Below are 15098 nucleotides of genomic sequence, written 5' to 3'. Positions count from 1 at the left end.
TGCAGACCGCTGCGCGCAGGAAGAATTCCGCGGGCAGGGCCCTTCAGACAATCTCAGACGAAGTAGACATCAACACTCCATGGACGTGTCCGATATACGGGCGGATGCCGATATCGTCAACGGACGGGCATGGCTCAGTATTCCTTCTCGTAGAAAATTCCGGTCGAGGTGTTGCCGTCGGCAGTGGCCTCGCCGCGAAGCTTGACGCCCTTGCCGATATCGAGGTTGATCGCGACGCCCGATTTGGTCGCGTCCTCGCCCTGCTTCAGTTCGAGATAGGTGCGGCGGTTGATGTACTTGCCGGCCGTGACCTGGGCGCCGCCATTCTCATCGGTGCCGACATTGAGGTCATCGACGCCGAGACCTTGCCTGAGCTTGTTGAACAGCGACGTGCGCTGGCCGCCCGAGAGAGTGGCGACCGCATCGGCGAGCTGGGCGATCTGGAACGGCGACAGGCTGGCCGAATCCCGACCGAAGATCAACTGCGCCAGAACCTCATCCTGCGGCAGCGCCGGCGATGAAGTGAAGCTGAAGCTCGGGTCGTTGGCGGGGCCGTTGACATTGACGTTGAGCGTCGTGGCGTTGACCACGGTGGAGGCGACCATGTTGAGCGCAGGCACCAATCCGCCGCCGAAGGTGATCTGGCCGGTGGTGAAATCGAGGCGCTTGCCGATGATCGCCAGCCGGCCGCGCCGCATCTTGAAGCCGCCCGACACGCTGGGTGCGCTTGCCGAGCCGGAAATCAGCACCTCGCCGCCAAGCTCCGCATCAAGGCCGCGACCGCGCACGAAAATCTGGCGCGGGGCGACGATCTTGAGGCTGAGGCGCATGCCGCCCGCCTTGTTCTTGTCGGCCGTCGAGGTCGTGTCGGCCCTTAGTTCGCGGCTCTGCTTGACGACCTCGCGCGGCGCGTTCTTGTGTTTGACGTTTGCATTGGCAAGCGAGGCGGGCAACCGTTCAGGCACGGTGATATCGGCACGGCGCAGGCGTATCGATCCGCCGAGCGTCGCGCTGCCCAGAAGCGGTCCCTTGACGTTGAGATCGCCATTCATCTTGGCGACGACGACGCGGCCATCGGCATAGACGGTATCGTCGAGCTTGATCTTCAGGTCGGCGGGAAAATTCGAGCCCGGGCGAATGCCGATCGTGCCCGATGCGCTGACCGTGCCGCCGCCTTCGAGCCGGCCTGAGAGATTGCTGATCGTCGCGGTCTGGCCTGACAGCGTCACCGTGGCGCCGAGGCGGTTGACGATCAGGTTCTGCCGGATGGCGATAAACTGGCTACCCGCCGTGGTGATGCGGCCCGTGATTTGCGGGTTGGACGCGTTGCCGCCGATCTTGAGATCGAAGTTCGCGTTGCCCTTCAGCGCGAGCCCTTGGGCCGCAAGCTGGGCCGCAATCGCCGAGAAGGGCAGTTGGCCCTTGACGCTGAGATTGAGCGATTGGCTGCCTGTCGTACCGACCGTGCCATTCGCGCTCAGCGTCAGTCCGCCGCCGCCCCGAACATTGGTGTTGATCGACAGCACCTTGTTTTCAAGCTTGCCCTTTGCCGTCACCACCAGCGCCGGGATGCCGGCGGCGCGGATCTGGCTGGTCATCGCGCTTTGCCAGTTGACGTCGAAATTGACCATTGGGCTGGCCGGTGTGCCGCTAACAGTGGCATTGGCGGAGATCGTGCCGCCCGCATCGAGGCCCGAGGCAAATGTGTTGGCGAGGCTTGCGGGAAGTGCCGTGACCTTGATCTTGAGATCGAGATTGTTGCCGGCGGTGCCGTTGACGGTGATCGTGCCCCTGCCGGTGGCGATGGTGAGATTTGCGATGTCGGCGGCGCCATCGACCATGCGTATCGTGACCGGGGACGAGAGCTTGACCGGTATCTTCTTCGGGCTGGCGACGAAATTGGCGAGCGTCAGGGAGAGACCGTCGGGGCCATTTTCCACGGCGCCCTTCGCAACAAGCGGCGCGCCGTCGAAATTGCCCCTGATGTCGAAATCGGTCTTGGCGCCGGAAAGCGCGAAACTGGCGTCGAGATTGGCGAGGCGGTTCAGGCCGCTCGCCAGTTCGCCCGCCTTGGCGGTTCCCGAGATTTGTCCGGACAGGAGGTCCGGGATATCGAGGTCTATCGCCGGATTCTTGATCGTGACGCCTTGCGCGATGATTCCGGTGCCTTTGGCCTTGAGCTTTGCCGCGATCTTGCCGTCGGCATTGGCGAGGTCGATCTGGCCGGATATGTCGCCGCTCGCCTTCTGGCCTCCGAGTGCTGCGAGCAGGCCGATATCGGGGAAATCGAATTTCAGGTTGCCGGATGGCAGGAAGTTTTCAGCGAGCTGGATGGCGCCGGTCAGCGAATTGCGGCCGATATTTGCCTTCAGGGCCGGCACGGAGATGCGTCCCTGGTCGGTGACCAGATCGGCGGACACGTCGATCTTCTGGTTGTCGAGCGTGCCCGATGCCGTGACCTTGCCGCTGGGTTTGGCGCGATCGGCGACGCCGTCGATCTTCAGATCGAGATTCTTCAATGGACGGCCTGCGAGGATTGCCTCGGTGGCGGTTAGCGCGGCCTTGACTTTCAGTGCCGCCAGCGGACCTGACGCATCGGCGGTGAATTGGGCCTTGCCCGAAGCATCGGGATGGAAGGCGGCGATATCGAGGATGTCGCCGCTGAGCTTGGCCTGCAGATCATTGCCCTTCAGCGTGGCGGTGCCATCTGCGGTCAGGACATTCGACGTGAGATTGAGGTCGCTAATGGTGATGTCGCCTGGAACCGCGCCGGCGATCTTGCCGCTAAGCGCGGCCGGCCCTTTGACCTTGGCGGCGATTTGCGGTGGCAGCAGGCCATCGGCGATGGCCGAGAGGTCGAACGCGGCGTTGAGTTGTTTGGTGGCGAGCGTGTAGTCGGCCGTCGCGTTGCCATTGAGTTTTTCGCTCGCAACATCGAGTTTTTGCACAGAGATCCGGTCGGCGGCGAGCGCGACGTTACTCGTTACGCGCGTCTGCCCGAGTTTTTCAATGCCGTCGATGACGGTTTCGGCGGAGAGCAGGTTGTTGGTGAACGTGCCCTTGGATGTGACATCGAGCGGGGCAAGTCCCGCATCCCGGATTTGCCTGACGATCAGTCCCCTGCCGGTGACGTCGAAGGTGATGGATGGCGCTGTGGCCGTGCCGGTGACCGTCGCGTTGGCCGAGATCGTGCCATCGGCACCGAGGTCGGCAGCGAATGTATTGGCGAGAGCTGCGGGAAGGTCAGCCGCTTTGGCGGAGATGTTCAGCGTATCGCTTGCCGTGCCGGACAGCTTCATTGTGCCGGAGCCGATGGAGAATTGCAGATCGCCGAGGTCGGTCACGCCGCCAGCGATCTTGACCGTCGCCGGCGACGCGAGCTTGATCGGCAGTTTGCGCGGCGAGGCGGAGAACTCTGCCAGCGTGATATCCATGCCCTCGGGCTGACGTGTGATCGCGCCCTTGGCGATAAGCGGCTGCTCGTCGAGCGTGCCGTTGACGGTGAAATCGGTCCGGGCGCCGGCGAGCGCGAAGTCGGCATCGAGATTGGCGAGGCGGTTGGCGCCTGCCGCCAATTCGGCCGCCTTGACTGTGCCGGAGATCTGGCCGGTCAGGAGATCGGGGATATCGAGATCGACGGCGGGATTGCGGATGGTCAGGCCTTGCGCGGTAATGCCAGCGCCGCTCGCCTTGATCCGGGCGCTCATCTTGCCGTCGGTCGTCGTGAGATCGGCCTGGCCCTTGAGATCGCCGGTGGCCTGCTGGCCGGCAAGCGCGGCGAGCAATCCGAGATCGGGTAGATCGAAGGTGACATTGCCGGTCGGCCGGAAGGCGCGGTCGAATGCCAGTCCGGCACTCAGCGTGTTGCGGCCGATGTCGGCCTTGAGCGACGGGATCGAGATCAGTCCCTCACTGGTGACAAGGTCTCCCGCGACATTGATCGCCTGGCCGTCGAGCGTGCCTGTTGCGGTCAGCTTGGCGCTCGGGCTGGCAGGATCGATAACGCTGTCGACATTGACCGCGAGATCCTTCAGGGGCCGGCCGGCGAGCACGGCTTGCGCAGATGTGAGCTGAGCCTTGATGGCGAGCGCGGAGGTTGGACCAGATGCCTCGGCGGAGAATTGCGCCGTGCCGGTGATATCGGGCTGGAAGGCCGAGAGGTCGGGCAGGGCACCCGTAACATTGGCCTGTAGCACTCCTGATTTCATCGTGCCCGATGCGTCGGCGCTGACGATGTTGGATACAAGCTTGATGCCATTGAAGGCGAGATCATCCGGCGTGCCATCGAGCTTGCCAGTCACCCGCAACGGACCATCCAGCTTGGCGGCGATCGAGGCGGGGATCAGGTTTTGGCCGGTGACGTTGATGTCGAAGGTCGTTGCGATGGCCTGTGTCGCGGGTGAAAACGTGCCCATCACGGAGCCATTCAGGGCGTCGCTGTTGAATATGAATTTCTCGATCCGGATGTCTTCGCCAAGTCGTATCCCTGCATCCGTCCTGAGGTCACCGAGTTCGGCGATGCCGCCGATCGTCGTCTGCGCAGAGAGAAGCGCATTGGCGAAGGTTCCCTTGGACGTGATCCGCAATGGCGGGCGGCCGGCATCCTTGAGCGGCTTGGCGGAAATGCTGGTGGCAGACATCTCGAAATTGACGACGGGTGACGTTGCGTTACCCGAAATGCTGGCCTTAGCCGAGACGGTACCGGAGACATCAAGATCGGGTGCCAAGCCATTGATCAGGCTCGCGGGCAGGGCGGTCGCGTCGATGTTGAGACTGAGCGTGTCGGCGGCGGTGCCTTCGATCGTCACGGTGCCCGATCCCGCCGAGATCATCACCGGTTCGATTGTCGTCGTGCCGCCTGATATGGTGACCTTGGCGGGCATGGCGAGCGAGAGCGGGATTTTTCGCGGGCTTGCGGAGAATGCGTTCAGCGATAGCTGGATGCCATCAGGCTGTTGATCGACAAGGCCACGCGCGGTCAGCGGTGCGCCGTCGAAACGGCTCTTGAGGTCGAATGTCGTGCTGTTTGCCTGATGGTCGAATGTTGCCTCAAGGGCCTCCAGCCGGTTGGCGCCGGCGGCGATCTCGCGAGATTTGATCGCGCCGCCGATGCGCTGCGCCAGCAGGTCGGCACTTTCGATATTGATGATCGGCTCTGACATCACGACGTCGGGGGTGGCGATGCGCGAACCCGTGCCGTTGATCGTCGCAGCGAGGGCGCCGTTTCTAGCGCTGAGATCAACCGTGAGCTTGAGGTCGCCTTCGACCTGCTGGCCGGCGAGTTTCGCGAGCGTGGAGAGGTCGGCGAGATCGGCGTTGATCTTGCCGGTCGGCAGAAAATCGGCGCCGAGCTCGAGCGAGCCGGTGATCTGGTTCTGGCCGATGTCGGCACTGATCGATGGAAGCGAGATCAACCCATTCTCGCGGACGAGATCGCTCGTGAGGTTGATCTGCTGGCCGTCAAGCACCGTGCCCAGCGTTAGCTTGCCACCCGGTTTGGCGGGGTCGATGGTGCCGTCGAATTTCACATCGACGGTCTGCAGCTTGCGTCCGGAGGTCGAAATCTGGTCGGAGGTGATACCGGCTTTGATCACCAGTGCGGAGAGCGGGCCTGAAAGATCGGCGGTGACATGCACCCTGCCATCGACGCCGGGCTGGAATGCCGCGAGTGCCGGGATGTCACCGGTCAGCGATGCGGTGAGTTCGTTGTCCTTCAGCGTGCCCGAGACTTCGGCGGTCAGCAGATTGGATGCCAGCCTGATTTGATCGAAGGCGAGATCGTCTGCTTTTCCGTCTACTTTGCCGGAGAGTTCGATCATGCCGGAGACTTTCGAGGCAAGCGGCTCCGGCAGGGCGCGGGCGGGGGCAACGAAAAGGTTGAAGGCGCTGGCTATGGTCGCCGTGTCGAGGGCATAATCCAATGTGATCTTGCCGCCGATGGCGCCGCTGGAAATCTCGATGGCGTCCGATGCGACACGGGTTGCCGTGATGTCGAATGGCGCCTTGATGTCGATCGGGGCGACAACCAGGCGGGCGAACTGCGGGTCGTTGACCGCAGCACCCTGGCTCGTGAGTTCGACCGCGATCCGGCCGGCGCGCGTGGCGAGATCGAAGCCATCGGTTTCGCTGCGCAGGAAGACGTCGGTCAAGCGGCCTTGCGGCAGTGCCAGGGTTGCGATGTCGGCGCTCAGATCGATCGCGACGGACTTATAAGGACCGGATGCCACAAAGGAGGCGTTGCGTATATCGGCCTGCAACTCGCCATTCGCCACGGGCAAACGCACCGGAATGACCTGGTCTACCGAATGAACGCTGCCGTTGAGACTGACCTCGCCTTTCGGATCGATCTTGCCGCTGGCATCGAGCGTGAAGCTGCCATTGGTGAGCTTGCCCGCGCGGATGTCGAGCTGGCCGGTATTGTCGAATGACGCGTCCAGATCAACGGCGCTTTCGCCTTCGAACAATGGCCTGAGCGCTGGGGGCATCAGATCGCCGATCGCGCCGCCGCCGTTGAGATTGAGGTCGTGCATGCCAGCCGCGTTCTGCCGATGGCTGGCATTGACTGCCAGACGTTCGACGCCATCGAGCCTGGCGCGGATGATGCCGGACCAATCCGAGAGCGCGCCGTCGCCGGCAACCGAGAGATCGACCGCAGGGCCTCCGGGTAGTTGCAGGGCCGTGGCGAGCAGCCCGCCCCTGGGTTCGGCGATCTTGAGATCGAGCTTGAGCGTATTGGCGTTGACGGCATAGGCGAGATCGGCAAGCGCCTTTGCGTCGGGGCGATCCGTCTGGTTGGCGTTCAATTTGAGCGCGATGGCGTCTGCAGCCGCGCGGGCCGAGCCCTTGATGGCCAGCTTCGCCTCGCGGCCGATCAGCGGTTTGCCGAGCACGATCGAGGGCAGGTCGATGGCATCGACCGCGATCTCGACCGGCAGACTGAAACCGCCTTCCGACGGGGTGGGCTCCGGCTCGATCGTGACGACGGGCTGGCGCTTGACATTGACATCGGAGACCGCGATTCGCTGCGCGTGGAACTGCGCGCTTAAGAGATCGAGTGGCGACCAGTCGAGTTCAATATCCTTCAGTTCGGCATATTTGCCCTTGGTATCGGCGAGTTCGACGCGATCGACGCGGAACTTGCCGGCCAGCAGGCCGCGTGCGCCTTCGATCGTGACCTGCATATCAGGCGTGGAAATGCGGCTGGCGATCTGGTCGGCGGCGAACTGGTTGCCGGTGGCGGTATATCCGACCAGCAGGATTAGGGCGATCAGGACGAGCCCTAGCACGCCCACCAGCATCAGCAGGCGGGTGAAAATCCAGGCGATCCCTCGTAGCGCGGCTCTGATTGTCTCGCTCCCCGTCAGAAAGATTGGCCGATACCGGCATAGATGCCGAACATGCTTCCGTCCTGGTATTTGTTGATGGGCATGGCGACATCAAGGCGCAGTGGTCCGAATGGTGTGGCATAGCGTATGCCCAGACCGGCGCCGGCACGGATATCGCTGAAATCCGGATAGGTCTGGCTCGACACGCTGCCGACATCGATGAACGGCACGATGCCGAAGGTTTCGTTGATCTTCACGCGTGTCTCGAATGAGGCGAGCATATAAGATCGGCCGCCGAGGGCGTCTCCGTTTTTGTTGTATGGCGTGATTTCCTGATAGGCGTAGCCGCGCACGGTGCCGCCGCCGCCAAGGTAGAAGCGGCGTGTAGCCGGCACATCCTCGAGCGCCGGTGCCATCAGCAGCGAGCCCATGCCGAACTTGCCGGCCAGCGTGATCCGGTCGTCCTCGCCGAAGGACGTGTAGCCGGTGACGGTGCCGTCGAGCGTCGTGAAGAAATTCTGGCGGTTGAATTCGTAGCTCGGAATGCCGGTCAGCTTGAGGCGATAGCCCTCATGCGGATCGAGCTTGTTGTCGCTGGCATCGCGCGCCCAGGTGACCGGCAGCGAGAAAGTCAGGAACTGCGCCTCACCGCGAAAATCCTCCGTCTCGTTCCAGGTCAGGTCGACGCCGCCGGTGAGCGTGTCCGTCCGGTTGAGTTCATAGGCAATGTTGGCGAGCTTGGTCAGCGACGTGGAGCGATAGGTGTCGGGAACGACCTGTTGCGCGATGACGCTGATATTGAGCGTCGAATAGGCGTCGAATATGCCCGGCTTGGAGAATTCGATCGAGGCGAGGTAGTCGAGATCGCGATAGTCCCATTCGCTGCCGAGGCCGGATATCGAGCCGGTGATCTTGAGCGATTCCGCGCCGCCGAACAGGTTGCGGTGGCCCCAATAACCCAGCAGGCCGAATCCATCGAGCGAGGAGAATTGCGCGCCGGCGCCGAAATAGCGCTGCTTGCCGTCCTTAACCTCGATTGCCATCGGAATCCGACCATTCTCGTCGAGCTTGCCGGCATGCGTGATGTTGATCGAGGAGAAGACGCCGAGCTTGCGCAGGCGCTCGTTGGCGTCCTTGATCTCCTGTGGCGAGTAGCGCTTGTGCTGGTCGAGGCGCGACCACTTCTCGATGAATTCCTTGTCGACCGTTTTCGAGCCCGAAACCTCCAGGTCGCCGACATCGGCCACCGGCCCGCTCTCGGCGCCGATACGGATATCGACGGTATTGGTCTTGTGGTCGGCGGTCAGGCCGCGCTCCGTCAGCCTGGCGAGCGGCCGGCCCTCGGCCTCGAGGTCCTCCACCATCTTGCCGGCTGCCGCGATGACCAGCGTCGAATTGGCCTGGGCGCCGATATCAAGATCGTAATCGGCGGGGTCGAATTTCGTGGCGTCGCCGGTCAATGACACGGTGCCGATGGTGAAGGCCGGGCCGGGCTGCACATCCACGGTCACCGGAACGGGCTGGTCGCGGGGAAACTCGGGGACAGGCGGCAGTTCATCGATGTCCGTTCCGTTGACGGAGATTTTCACCACCGCGCCGTAGCGGGCATTCTCGTAGAGTGCCGCGAGCAGGCGCTCGCGGTCGTCGCGGGCCTTGATCACCAAGCCGAGGTCACCGTTGACGGGGTCTTCCTTTTCCTGGACCAGCGACGAGGCGTCCTGCAGCTTGTCGTCGAGTTCCTTGCCGCCCGAGTTGAACGTCAGGCTGTAGCGCACGGGATCGGAAACGGCCGAGGCGTTCTCGTCATCCTCGAAGAACTTCCAGCCGAATATCTCGAAAGCGGATGCGGATGTTGCCGGAATCGTAGCGAGGCCCAGGCTCATAAGCAGGCAAAGCGAGGCAGTTGCCAGGTTTCCGCTCAGACGTTCCATAGTCCCCAACTCATTGGCACTTAATCTGAAACCCGTAGCAGAAACAATTTTGAAACAGAACCCCTGAATGCCCATTCCCCGCAATCGTGCCCTCGGCCGGCATTGAAATGCTTGCCTGCGATGGGTAATTGCTCTAACGCCAATTCGTTCCTGGATGCGATCAAGAGAAGCTGAAGAATGACCCTAGTCGATGTACGCACACCCGATCCGAAACGCTTCATTCCGGGCGCCTCCGGCGACTGGGAAGTCGTCATCGGCATGGAAGTGCACGCCCAGGTGACAAGCAACTCGAAGCTGTTCTCGGGCGCTTCGACCGAATTCGGCAGGCCGCCCAATTCAAACGTCTCACTGGTCGATGCGGCGATGCCCGGCATGCTGCCGGTGATCAACGAGGAATGCGTCAAGCAGGCGGTGCGCACCGGCCTCGGCCTCAAGGCCCAGATCAATCATCGCTCGGTCTTCGACCGCAAGAATTATTTCTATCCAGATCTGCCGCAGGGCTACCAGATCTCGCAGTACAAGGATCCGATCGTCGGCGAGGGCAAGATCGTGATTTCGATCGGTCCCGACAGACAGGGCCAGTTCGAGGATGTCGAGATTGGCATCGAGCGGCTGCATCTCGAGCAGGATGCCGGCAAGTCGATGCACGATCAGCATCCGACGCTTTCGTTTGTGGATCTCAACCGCTCCGGCGTGGCGCTGATGGAAATCGTCTCCAAGCCCGACCTGCGCTCGTCGGACGAGGCGAAGGCCTACATCACCAAGCTCCGGAGCATCTTGCGCTATCTCGGCACTTGCGACGGCAATATGGACGAGGGCTCCATGCGCGCCGACGTCAATGTCTCCGTGCGCAAGCCGGGCGGCGAGTTCGGTACGCGCTGCGAGATCAAGAACATGAACTCCGTTCGCTTTATCGGCCAGGCGATCGAATATGAAGCACGCCGCCAGATCGGCATTCTGGAAGAGGGTGGTTCGATCGATCAGGAGACGCGGCTCTTCGATGCCGGCAAGGGCGAAACGCGTTCGATGCGTTCCAAGGAAGATGCGCATGATTATCGCTATTTCCCTGATCCGGATCTTTTGCCGCTCGAATTCGACAATGCTTTTGTCGGCGAGCTGCTGGCCCATCTTCCTGAACTGCCCGACGACAAGAAGGAGCGCTTCGTACGCGATCTCGGGCTGACGGTGTACGATGCCTCGGTGCTGGTGTCCGAAAAGGCGATCGCCGACTATTACGAGAAGCTGGCGGACGGGCGTGATGCCAAGATTGCCGCCAATTGGGTGATCAACGACCTGCTCGGCGCGCTCAACAAGATGGGCAAAGGCATCGAGGAAACACCGGCATCGCCGGAGCAACTCGGCGGCATTCTCGATCTCATCCGCACGGGTACGATTTCGGGCAAGATCGCCAAGGACCTCTTCGAGATCATTCTCGAGGAAGGCGGTAATCCCGCCGAGATCGTCGAGGCCCGGGGCATGAAGCAGGTGACCGATACCGGGGCGATCGAGAAGGCCGTCGACGAGATCATCGCCGCCAATCCCGATCAGGTCGAAAAGGTCAAGGCGAAGCCGACGCTTGCCGGCTGGTTCGTCGGCCAGGTCATGAAATCAACCGGTGGCAAGGCCAACCCGCAGGCGGTGCAGGCGCTGGTCAAGGCCAAGCTCGGGCTGGAGGACTGATGTTCTTCGTCCGCTCGGCGTCGCAAGCCGATCTCGTGATGATCTCGGCGCTGCTCGGCCGGAGCTGGCATACGACCTACGATGCTATCTACGGCGTCGATAAAGTGTCGGAGATCACCGGGTCATGGCATTCGGTGGATTCGTTGAAGCGTAGGCTCGCGCAGCCCGATGCCGAGTTCATCGTGGCAGACGACGGCAAAGTGATCGGCGGCATGGCCTATGCCGCAATGGACAACGACGAAAAGGATGTCGTTGTCCTGCATCAGCTCTATGTCGAGCCGGCTCTGATGGGGCAGGGCATCGGCCGCGATCTGTTTGCCGAGATCGAGACATGCTTTCCAGCAGCCAAGCGCATGCGGCTGGAAGTCGAGCCCAAAAACGAGCGCGCCATGCGCTTCTATGCTGGCCTCGGATTTGCGGAGATCGGCTGGACGAAGAATTGTGGCGGGCAATCCGACATACCGGCGGTGATCATGGAAAAGACGCTCAGCTTTGCGGGCTAGTCACTCGAGATTTGTGTGCCGTGCCCGCATGCTTTCGGCGGTCTCGCCGAGTCGTTCTTTCATGAGCATGATCAGGATCTCGTAGAAGACGAACTGCGTACCCTCATAGAGACTGCCCATCGGCAGGAAGGATGTCGGCGACGACTGGTCGTGTGCCATGGTCTGGGCCGGAATCACGAGCGTGAAATCCGAGAGTTTCGTGACCTGCGAGCCGCGTTCCGCCGTGAAACAGGCAGTCTTGGCGCCCGCCTTGCGCGCCTCATTCAATATTGCAAGCACTGTGGAGGTGTGGCCGGGGCCTGAGCTCACCAGCAGCAGATCGCCGGGACCGACGGGCGGCGCGGTCATGTCGGCGACCATGTGAACGTCGAGCCCGAGATGATAGAGCCGCATGCAGAGCGCCCGCATCATCAACCCCTCGCGTCCGCAGCCATAGAGGCAGACGCGCTTTGATGTCGCGAGCAGTTCGACAAGCGCATTCGTCTCGTCCTCGCTGATCGCGGCGATGCAGGCGTCGAGTTCGGCGAGCGCGCGGGCGCCCATATCCGCGATTCGGGTCATGTCGGTTCTCGATTTTCTGCGTGGCTTCGGGAGGCGCTCGGTTCGCCGCAGGATGGTGCGGCACTTGACTGAAAGCAAGCGGGAAAGCGGGCGGAATGCGTCAATTGGTGACTGGACAACCGGGGTGCGACGCGGCATAAGCGAAGACAATGAGATGGCGCGAAATCCCAGCGCGCCCTTCGTTCGAGGCCGTACCGACATGAAGTTCCTGCTGCAATTTTTCACCTGGTGGAATGGTCAGACGCTCGGCACGCGTTTCTTTACTTGGCGGTTCGGCAAGCGCGTCGGCGAGGACGAATTCGGCAACATCTATTACGAAGGCCCGCTGTCATCCTATGGCCTGCCGAAGCGTTGGGTTGTCTATAGCGGTTACGCCGAAGCGTCGGCTATTCCGCCGGGCTGGCACGGCTGGATGCATCATCGCACCGACACGCCGCCGAGCCGCGAGAAGTACGAGGCGCGCGAGTGGGAAAAGGGCCACAAGGCCAACCTGACCGGCACGTCGCTGGCCTATCGCCCCAAGGGTTCGCTGGCCACGGGTGGCGAACGCGACCGGGTGACCGGCGATTACGATGCCTGGACGCCGCGGAGCTGATCTCTTCTTGCCGCCATATTTGATCTTTACCGCTTGGCCAGGACGGATTCTGGCAGGCGCGGAACGGCATAAATGACTGCAACCAATACGGTGACGAAAAAACGGATCGCGGCGCTCATGCTGGGCGGCCTTTCGGCATTCTCCGCATTTGTGGCTCCCGCCAACGCCGCGAAGGTCAAGAACCCGGTCGCGGTGTTCTCCGGCCTCGACAAGATCACCGGACGGACGACCTCCTTCGATGTCTATATCGACGAGACCGTGCAGTTCGGCGCGCTGCAGGTGACGCCCAAGGTCTGCTTCACCCGCGACGAAACCGAGGCGCAGCGGATTTCCGGCTTCGTCGAAGTCGATGAGATCACCCTCGACCGCAAGATCCGCCGCATCTTTACCGGCTGGATGTTCGCGGCCTCGCCGGGTCTTAACGCCGTCGATCATCCGGTCTATGACGTCTGGCTCACCGGCTGCAAGCAATCGTCCGACGTGCCGGCGCCTTCCGAGACCAAGTCCGAAAGCCAGTAAGTCAGGCAAAATCCAGATCGTCGGATTGCATCGCCTTTTCGAGCAGTTTCTCATATTCCTTACGGGAAATGTCGATCGCGCCGAAGGACTTCAGGTGCTCGGTGGTGAACTGCGTGTCGAGCAGCGTGAAGCCGCGTTCGCTCATGCGTTCCACGAGATGGACGAGGCAGATCTTCGAGGCATCCTTGCGGCGCGAGAACATGCTTTCGCCGAAGAAGGCGGAGCCGAGCGAGACGCCGTAGAGGCCACCGACCAGTTCGTCACCTTCCCAGGCCTCCACCGAATGGGTGTAGCCCATGCGGTGCAGTTCCTTGTAGAGCGTCAGGATCATCGGATTGATCCAGGTCGTCGGCCGCATCTCGGTCGATTCGGCGCAGTATTCCATCACGCGGTCGAAGGCGGTGTTGATGCGGATGTCGAAGGGCTTGTGGCGCAACGTCTTGGCGAGGCTGCGCGATACATGGAACCGGTCGAGCGGAATGATGCCGCGAACCTTTGGCTGGACCCAGTAGACATCCGGGTCGTCAGCCGATTCCGCCATCGGAAACAGCCCCGCGGAATAGGCGCGGAGCAGGATTTCGGGAGTTATGGTGGTCATGTCGGAATGATGGCGTGCCATTCCGGATCACCTGTCAGACTGTCGGGCCGGCGAGATAGTGCTCAAGCCAGTGGATGTCGTAGTCGCCATTGGCGATATCCGGATTGGTCACGAGATCCTGGAACAGCGGCAGCGTGGTCTTGATGCCGTCGATGACGAACTCGTCGAGCACGCGGCGGAGCCGCATCATGCATTCCACGCGGGTGCGGCCGTGCACGATCAGCTTGCCGATCAGACTGTCGTAATAGGGCGGGATCCGGTAGCCCGCATAGGCGCCCGAATCGACGCGCACGCCAAGGCCGCCCGGCGCATGGAAATGCGTGATCGTGCCGGGCGAGGGCACGAAGGTCCGGGGATCTTCGGCATTGATGCGGCACTCGATGGCGTGGCCGGCGAATTCGATCTGGTCCTGGGTCACCGAGAGACCGCCGCCGGAGGCGACGCGGATCTGCTCGTGCACGAGGTCGATGCCGGTGATCGCTTCCGTGACGGGATGCTCGACCTGCAGGCGGGTGTTCATTTCGATGAAATAGAACTCGCCGTTCTCGTAGAGGAACTCGACAGTGCCGGCGCCGCGATATTTCAGCTTCTTCATCGCGTCGGCGCAGATCTGGCCGATATTCATGCGCTGCTCGACATTGAGTGCCGGGGAATTGGCCTCTTCCCAGATCTTCTGGTGGCGGCGCTGCAGGGAGCAGTCGCGCTCGCCGAGATGGACGGCATTGCCGGCGCCATCGCCGAACACCTGGATCTCGATATGGCGCGGCTTGCCGAGATATTTTTCCATGTAGACGGAATCGTTGCCAAAGGCATTGGCTGCTTCGGAGCGAGCCGTGTTGAAGGCTTCGAGCAGATCGGATTCCTGCTTGGCGACCTTCATGCCGCGGCCACCGCCGCCTGCCGTCGCCTTGATCAACACGGGATAACCGATCTCGCGCGCGGTCTTGATCGCATCGGCTTCGGTCAGGACTTCGCCTTCCGAGCCGGGAACGACCGGGATGCCGAGTTCCTGGGCGGTCTGCTTGGCGGTGATCTTGTCGCCCATGATGCGGATATGTTCGGCGGTCGGGCCGATGAAGGTGATGCCGTGCGCATCGAGAATATCGGCGAACTTGGCGTTCTCCGACAGAAATCCATAGCCGGGGTGAACCGCATCGGCACCGGTGATCTCGCAGGCCGCGACAATCTGGTGGATGTTGAGGTAGCTGTCGCGCGAGGGCGGCGGGCCGATGCAGACGCTCTCATCGGCGAGGCGCACATGCATGGCGTCCGAATCCGCCGTCGAATGGACCGCAACGGTGGCGATGCCGAGCTCCTTGCAGGCGCGCAGGACGCGAAGGGCGATTTCGCCGCGATTGGCTATGAGGATTTTCTGGATCATTCGCT

The 15098-nt window shown here is 62.1% G+C and carries 9 protein-coding genes; 4 read left to right on the top strand and 5 right to left on the bottom strand.

Features of this window, described 5'->3' with window-relative positions; all coding sequences use genetic code 11:
- Window positions 1-134: 134 nt before the first annotated feature.
- Window positions 135-7292 carry a translocation/assembly module TamB domain-containing protein gene (locus tag IHQ71_RS12835; RefSeq protein ID WP_258162325.1) on the bottom strand — a complete coding sequence of 2386 codons (7158 nt, stop codon included), beginning with the start codon at window positions 7290-7292 and terminating at the stop codon, window positions 135-137.
- Between the two features lie 68 nt (window positions 7293-7360).
- Entirely contained in the window at window positions 7361-9256 is a 1896-nt protein-coding gene (locus IHQ71_RS12830) for an autotransporter assembly complex family protein (RefSeq protein WP_308737948.1), read from the bottom strand.
- A gap of 177 nt (window positions 9257-9433) precedes the next feature.
- Between IHQ71_RS12830 and gatB the strand changes: the two genes are divergently transcribed.
- On the top strand, window positions 9434-10936 hold the full coding sequence (gatB, locus tag IHQ71_RS12825; protein WP_258162324.1) for an Asp-tRNA(Asn)/Glu-tRNA(Gln) amidotransferase subunit GatB: 1503 nt from the start codon (window positions 9434-9436) through the stop codon (window positions 10934-10936).
- Window positions 10936-11439, top strand: a complete 504-nt coding sequence (locus IHQ71_RS12820) for an N-acetyltransferase (RefSeq protein WP_258162323.1) — start codon at window positions 10936-10938, stop codon at window positions 11437-11439. The genes gatB and IHQ71_RS12820 overlap by 1 nt, the downstream gene beginning before the upstream one ends.
- Here IHQ71_RS12820 and hxlB read toward each other — a convergent pair whose 3' ends face one another.
- Window positions 11440-12000 (bottom strand): 6-phospho-3-hexuloisomerase, encoded by a 561-nt coding sequence (hxlB, locus tag IHQ71_RS12815; protein ID WP_258162322.1) that lies wholly within the window; start codon window positions 11998-12000, stop codon window positions 11440-11442.
- A gap of 199 nt (window positions 12001-12199) precedes the next feature.
- Between hxlB and IHQ71_RS12810 the strand changes: the two genes are divergently transcribed.
- Together IHQ71_RS12810 and IHQ71_RS12805 are read left to right on the top strand one after the other, a co-directional pair.
- Window positions 12200-12595 (top strand): NADH:ubiquinone oxidoreductase subunit NDUFA12, encoded by a 396-nt coding sequence (locus IHQ71_RS12810; RefSeq protein WP_258162830.1) that lies wholly within the window; start codon window positions 12200-12202, stop codon window positions 12593-12595.
- Between the two features lie 72 nt (window positions 12596-12667).
- On the top strand, window positions 12668-13114 hold the full coding sequence (locus tag IHQ71_RS12805) for a DUF2155 domain-containing protein (protein ID WP_374989985.1): 447 nt from the start codon (window positions 12668-12670) through the stop codon (window positions 13112-13114).
- 1 nt (window position 13115) lies between these two features.
- Here IHQ71_RS12805 and aat read toward each other — a convergent pair whose 3' ends face one another.
- Complete coding sequence (gene aat, locus IHQ71_RS12800) at window positions 13116-13733, bottom strand: leucyl/phenylalanyl-tRNA--protein transferase (protein ID WP_258162321.1); 618 nt, start codon at window positions 13731-13733, stop codon at window positions 13116-13118.
- Window positions 13734-13746: 13 nt separating this feature from the next.
- Window positions 13747-15093 carry an acetyl-CoA carboxylase biotin carboxylase subunit gene (gene accC, locus IHQ71_RS12795; RefSeq protein WP_258162320.1) on the bottom strand — a complete coding sequence of 449 codons (1347 nt, stop codon included), beginning with the start codon at window positions 15091-15093 and terminating at the stop codon, window positions 13747-13749.
- Window positions 15094-15098: the final 5 nt, after the last annotated feature.

Origin of the sequence: Rhizobium sp. TH2, from assembly GCF_024707525.1 — a bacterium.
GTDB lineage: Bacteria > Pseudomonadota > Alphaproteobacteria > Rhizobiales > Rhizobiaceae > Rhizobium_E.
This window is presented reverse-complemented; position numbering and strand designations above follow the sequence as displayed.

Coding starts and splice junctions, on each gene's coding strand:
- aat (WP_258162321.1), bottom strand. CDS start 13,733: ATGGCACGCCATCATTCCGACATGACCACCATAACTCCCGAAATCCTG.
- IHQ71_RS12810 (WP_258162830.1), top strand. CDS start 12,200: ATGAAGTTCCTGCTGCAATTTTTCACCTGGTGGAATGGTCAGACGCTC.
- gatB (WP_258162324.1), top strand. CDS start 9,434: ATGACCCTAGTCGATGTACGCACACCCGATCCGAAACGCTTCATTCCG.
- hxlB (WP_258162322.1), bottom strand. CDS start 12,000: ATGACCCGAATCGCGGATATGGGCGCCCGCGCGCTCGCCGAACTCGAC.
- accC (WP_258162320.1), bottom strand. CDS start 15,093: ATGATCCAGAAAATCCTCATAGCCAATCGCGGCGAAATCGCCCTTCGC.
- IHQ71_RS12820 (WP_258162323.1), top strand. CDS start 10,936: ATGTTCTTCGTCCGCTCGGCGTCGCAAGCCGATCTCGTGATGATCTCG.
- IHQ71_RS12830 (WP_308737948.1), bottom strand. CDS start 9,256: ATGGAACGTCTGAGCGGAAACCTGGCAACTGCCTCGCTTTGCCTGCTT.
- IHQ71_RS12805 (WP_374989985.1), top strand. CDS start 12,668: ATGACTGCAACCAATACGGTGACGAAAAAACGGATCGCGGCGCTCATG.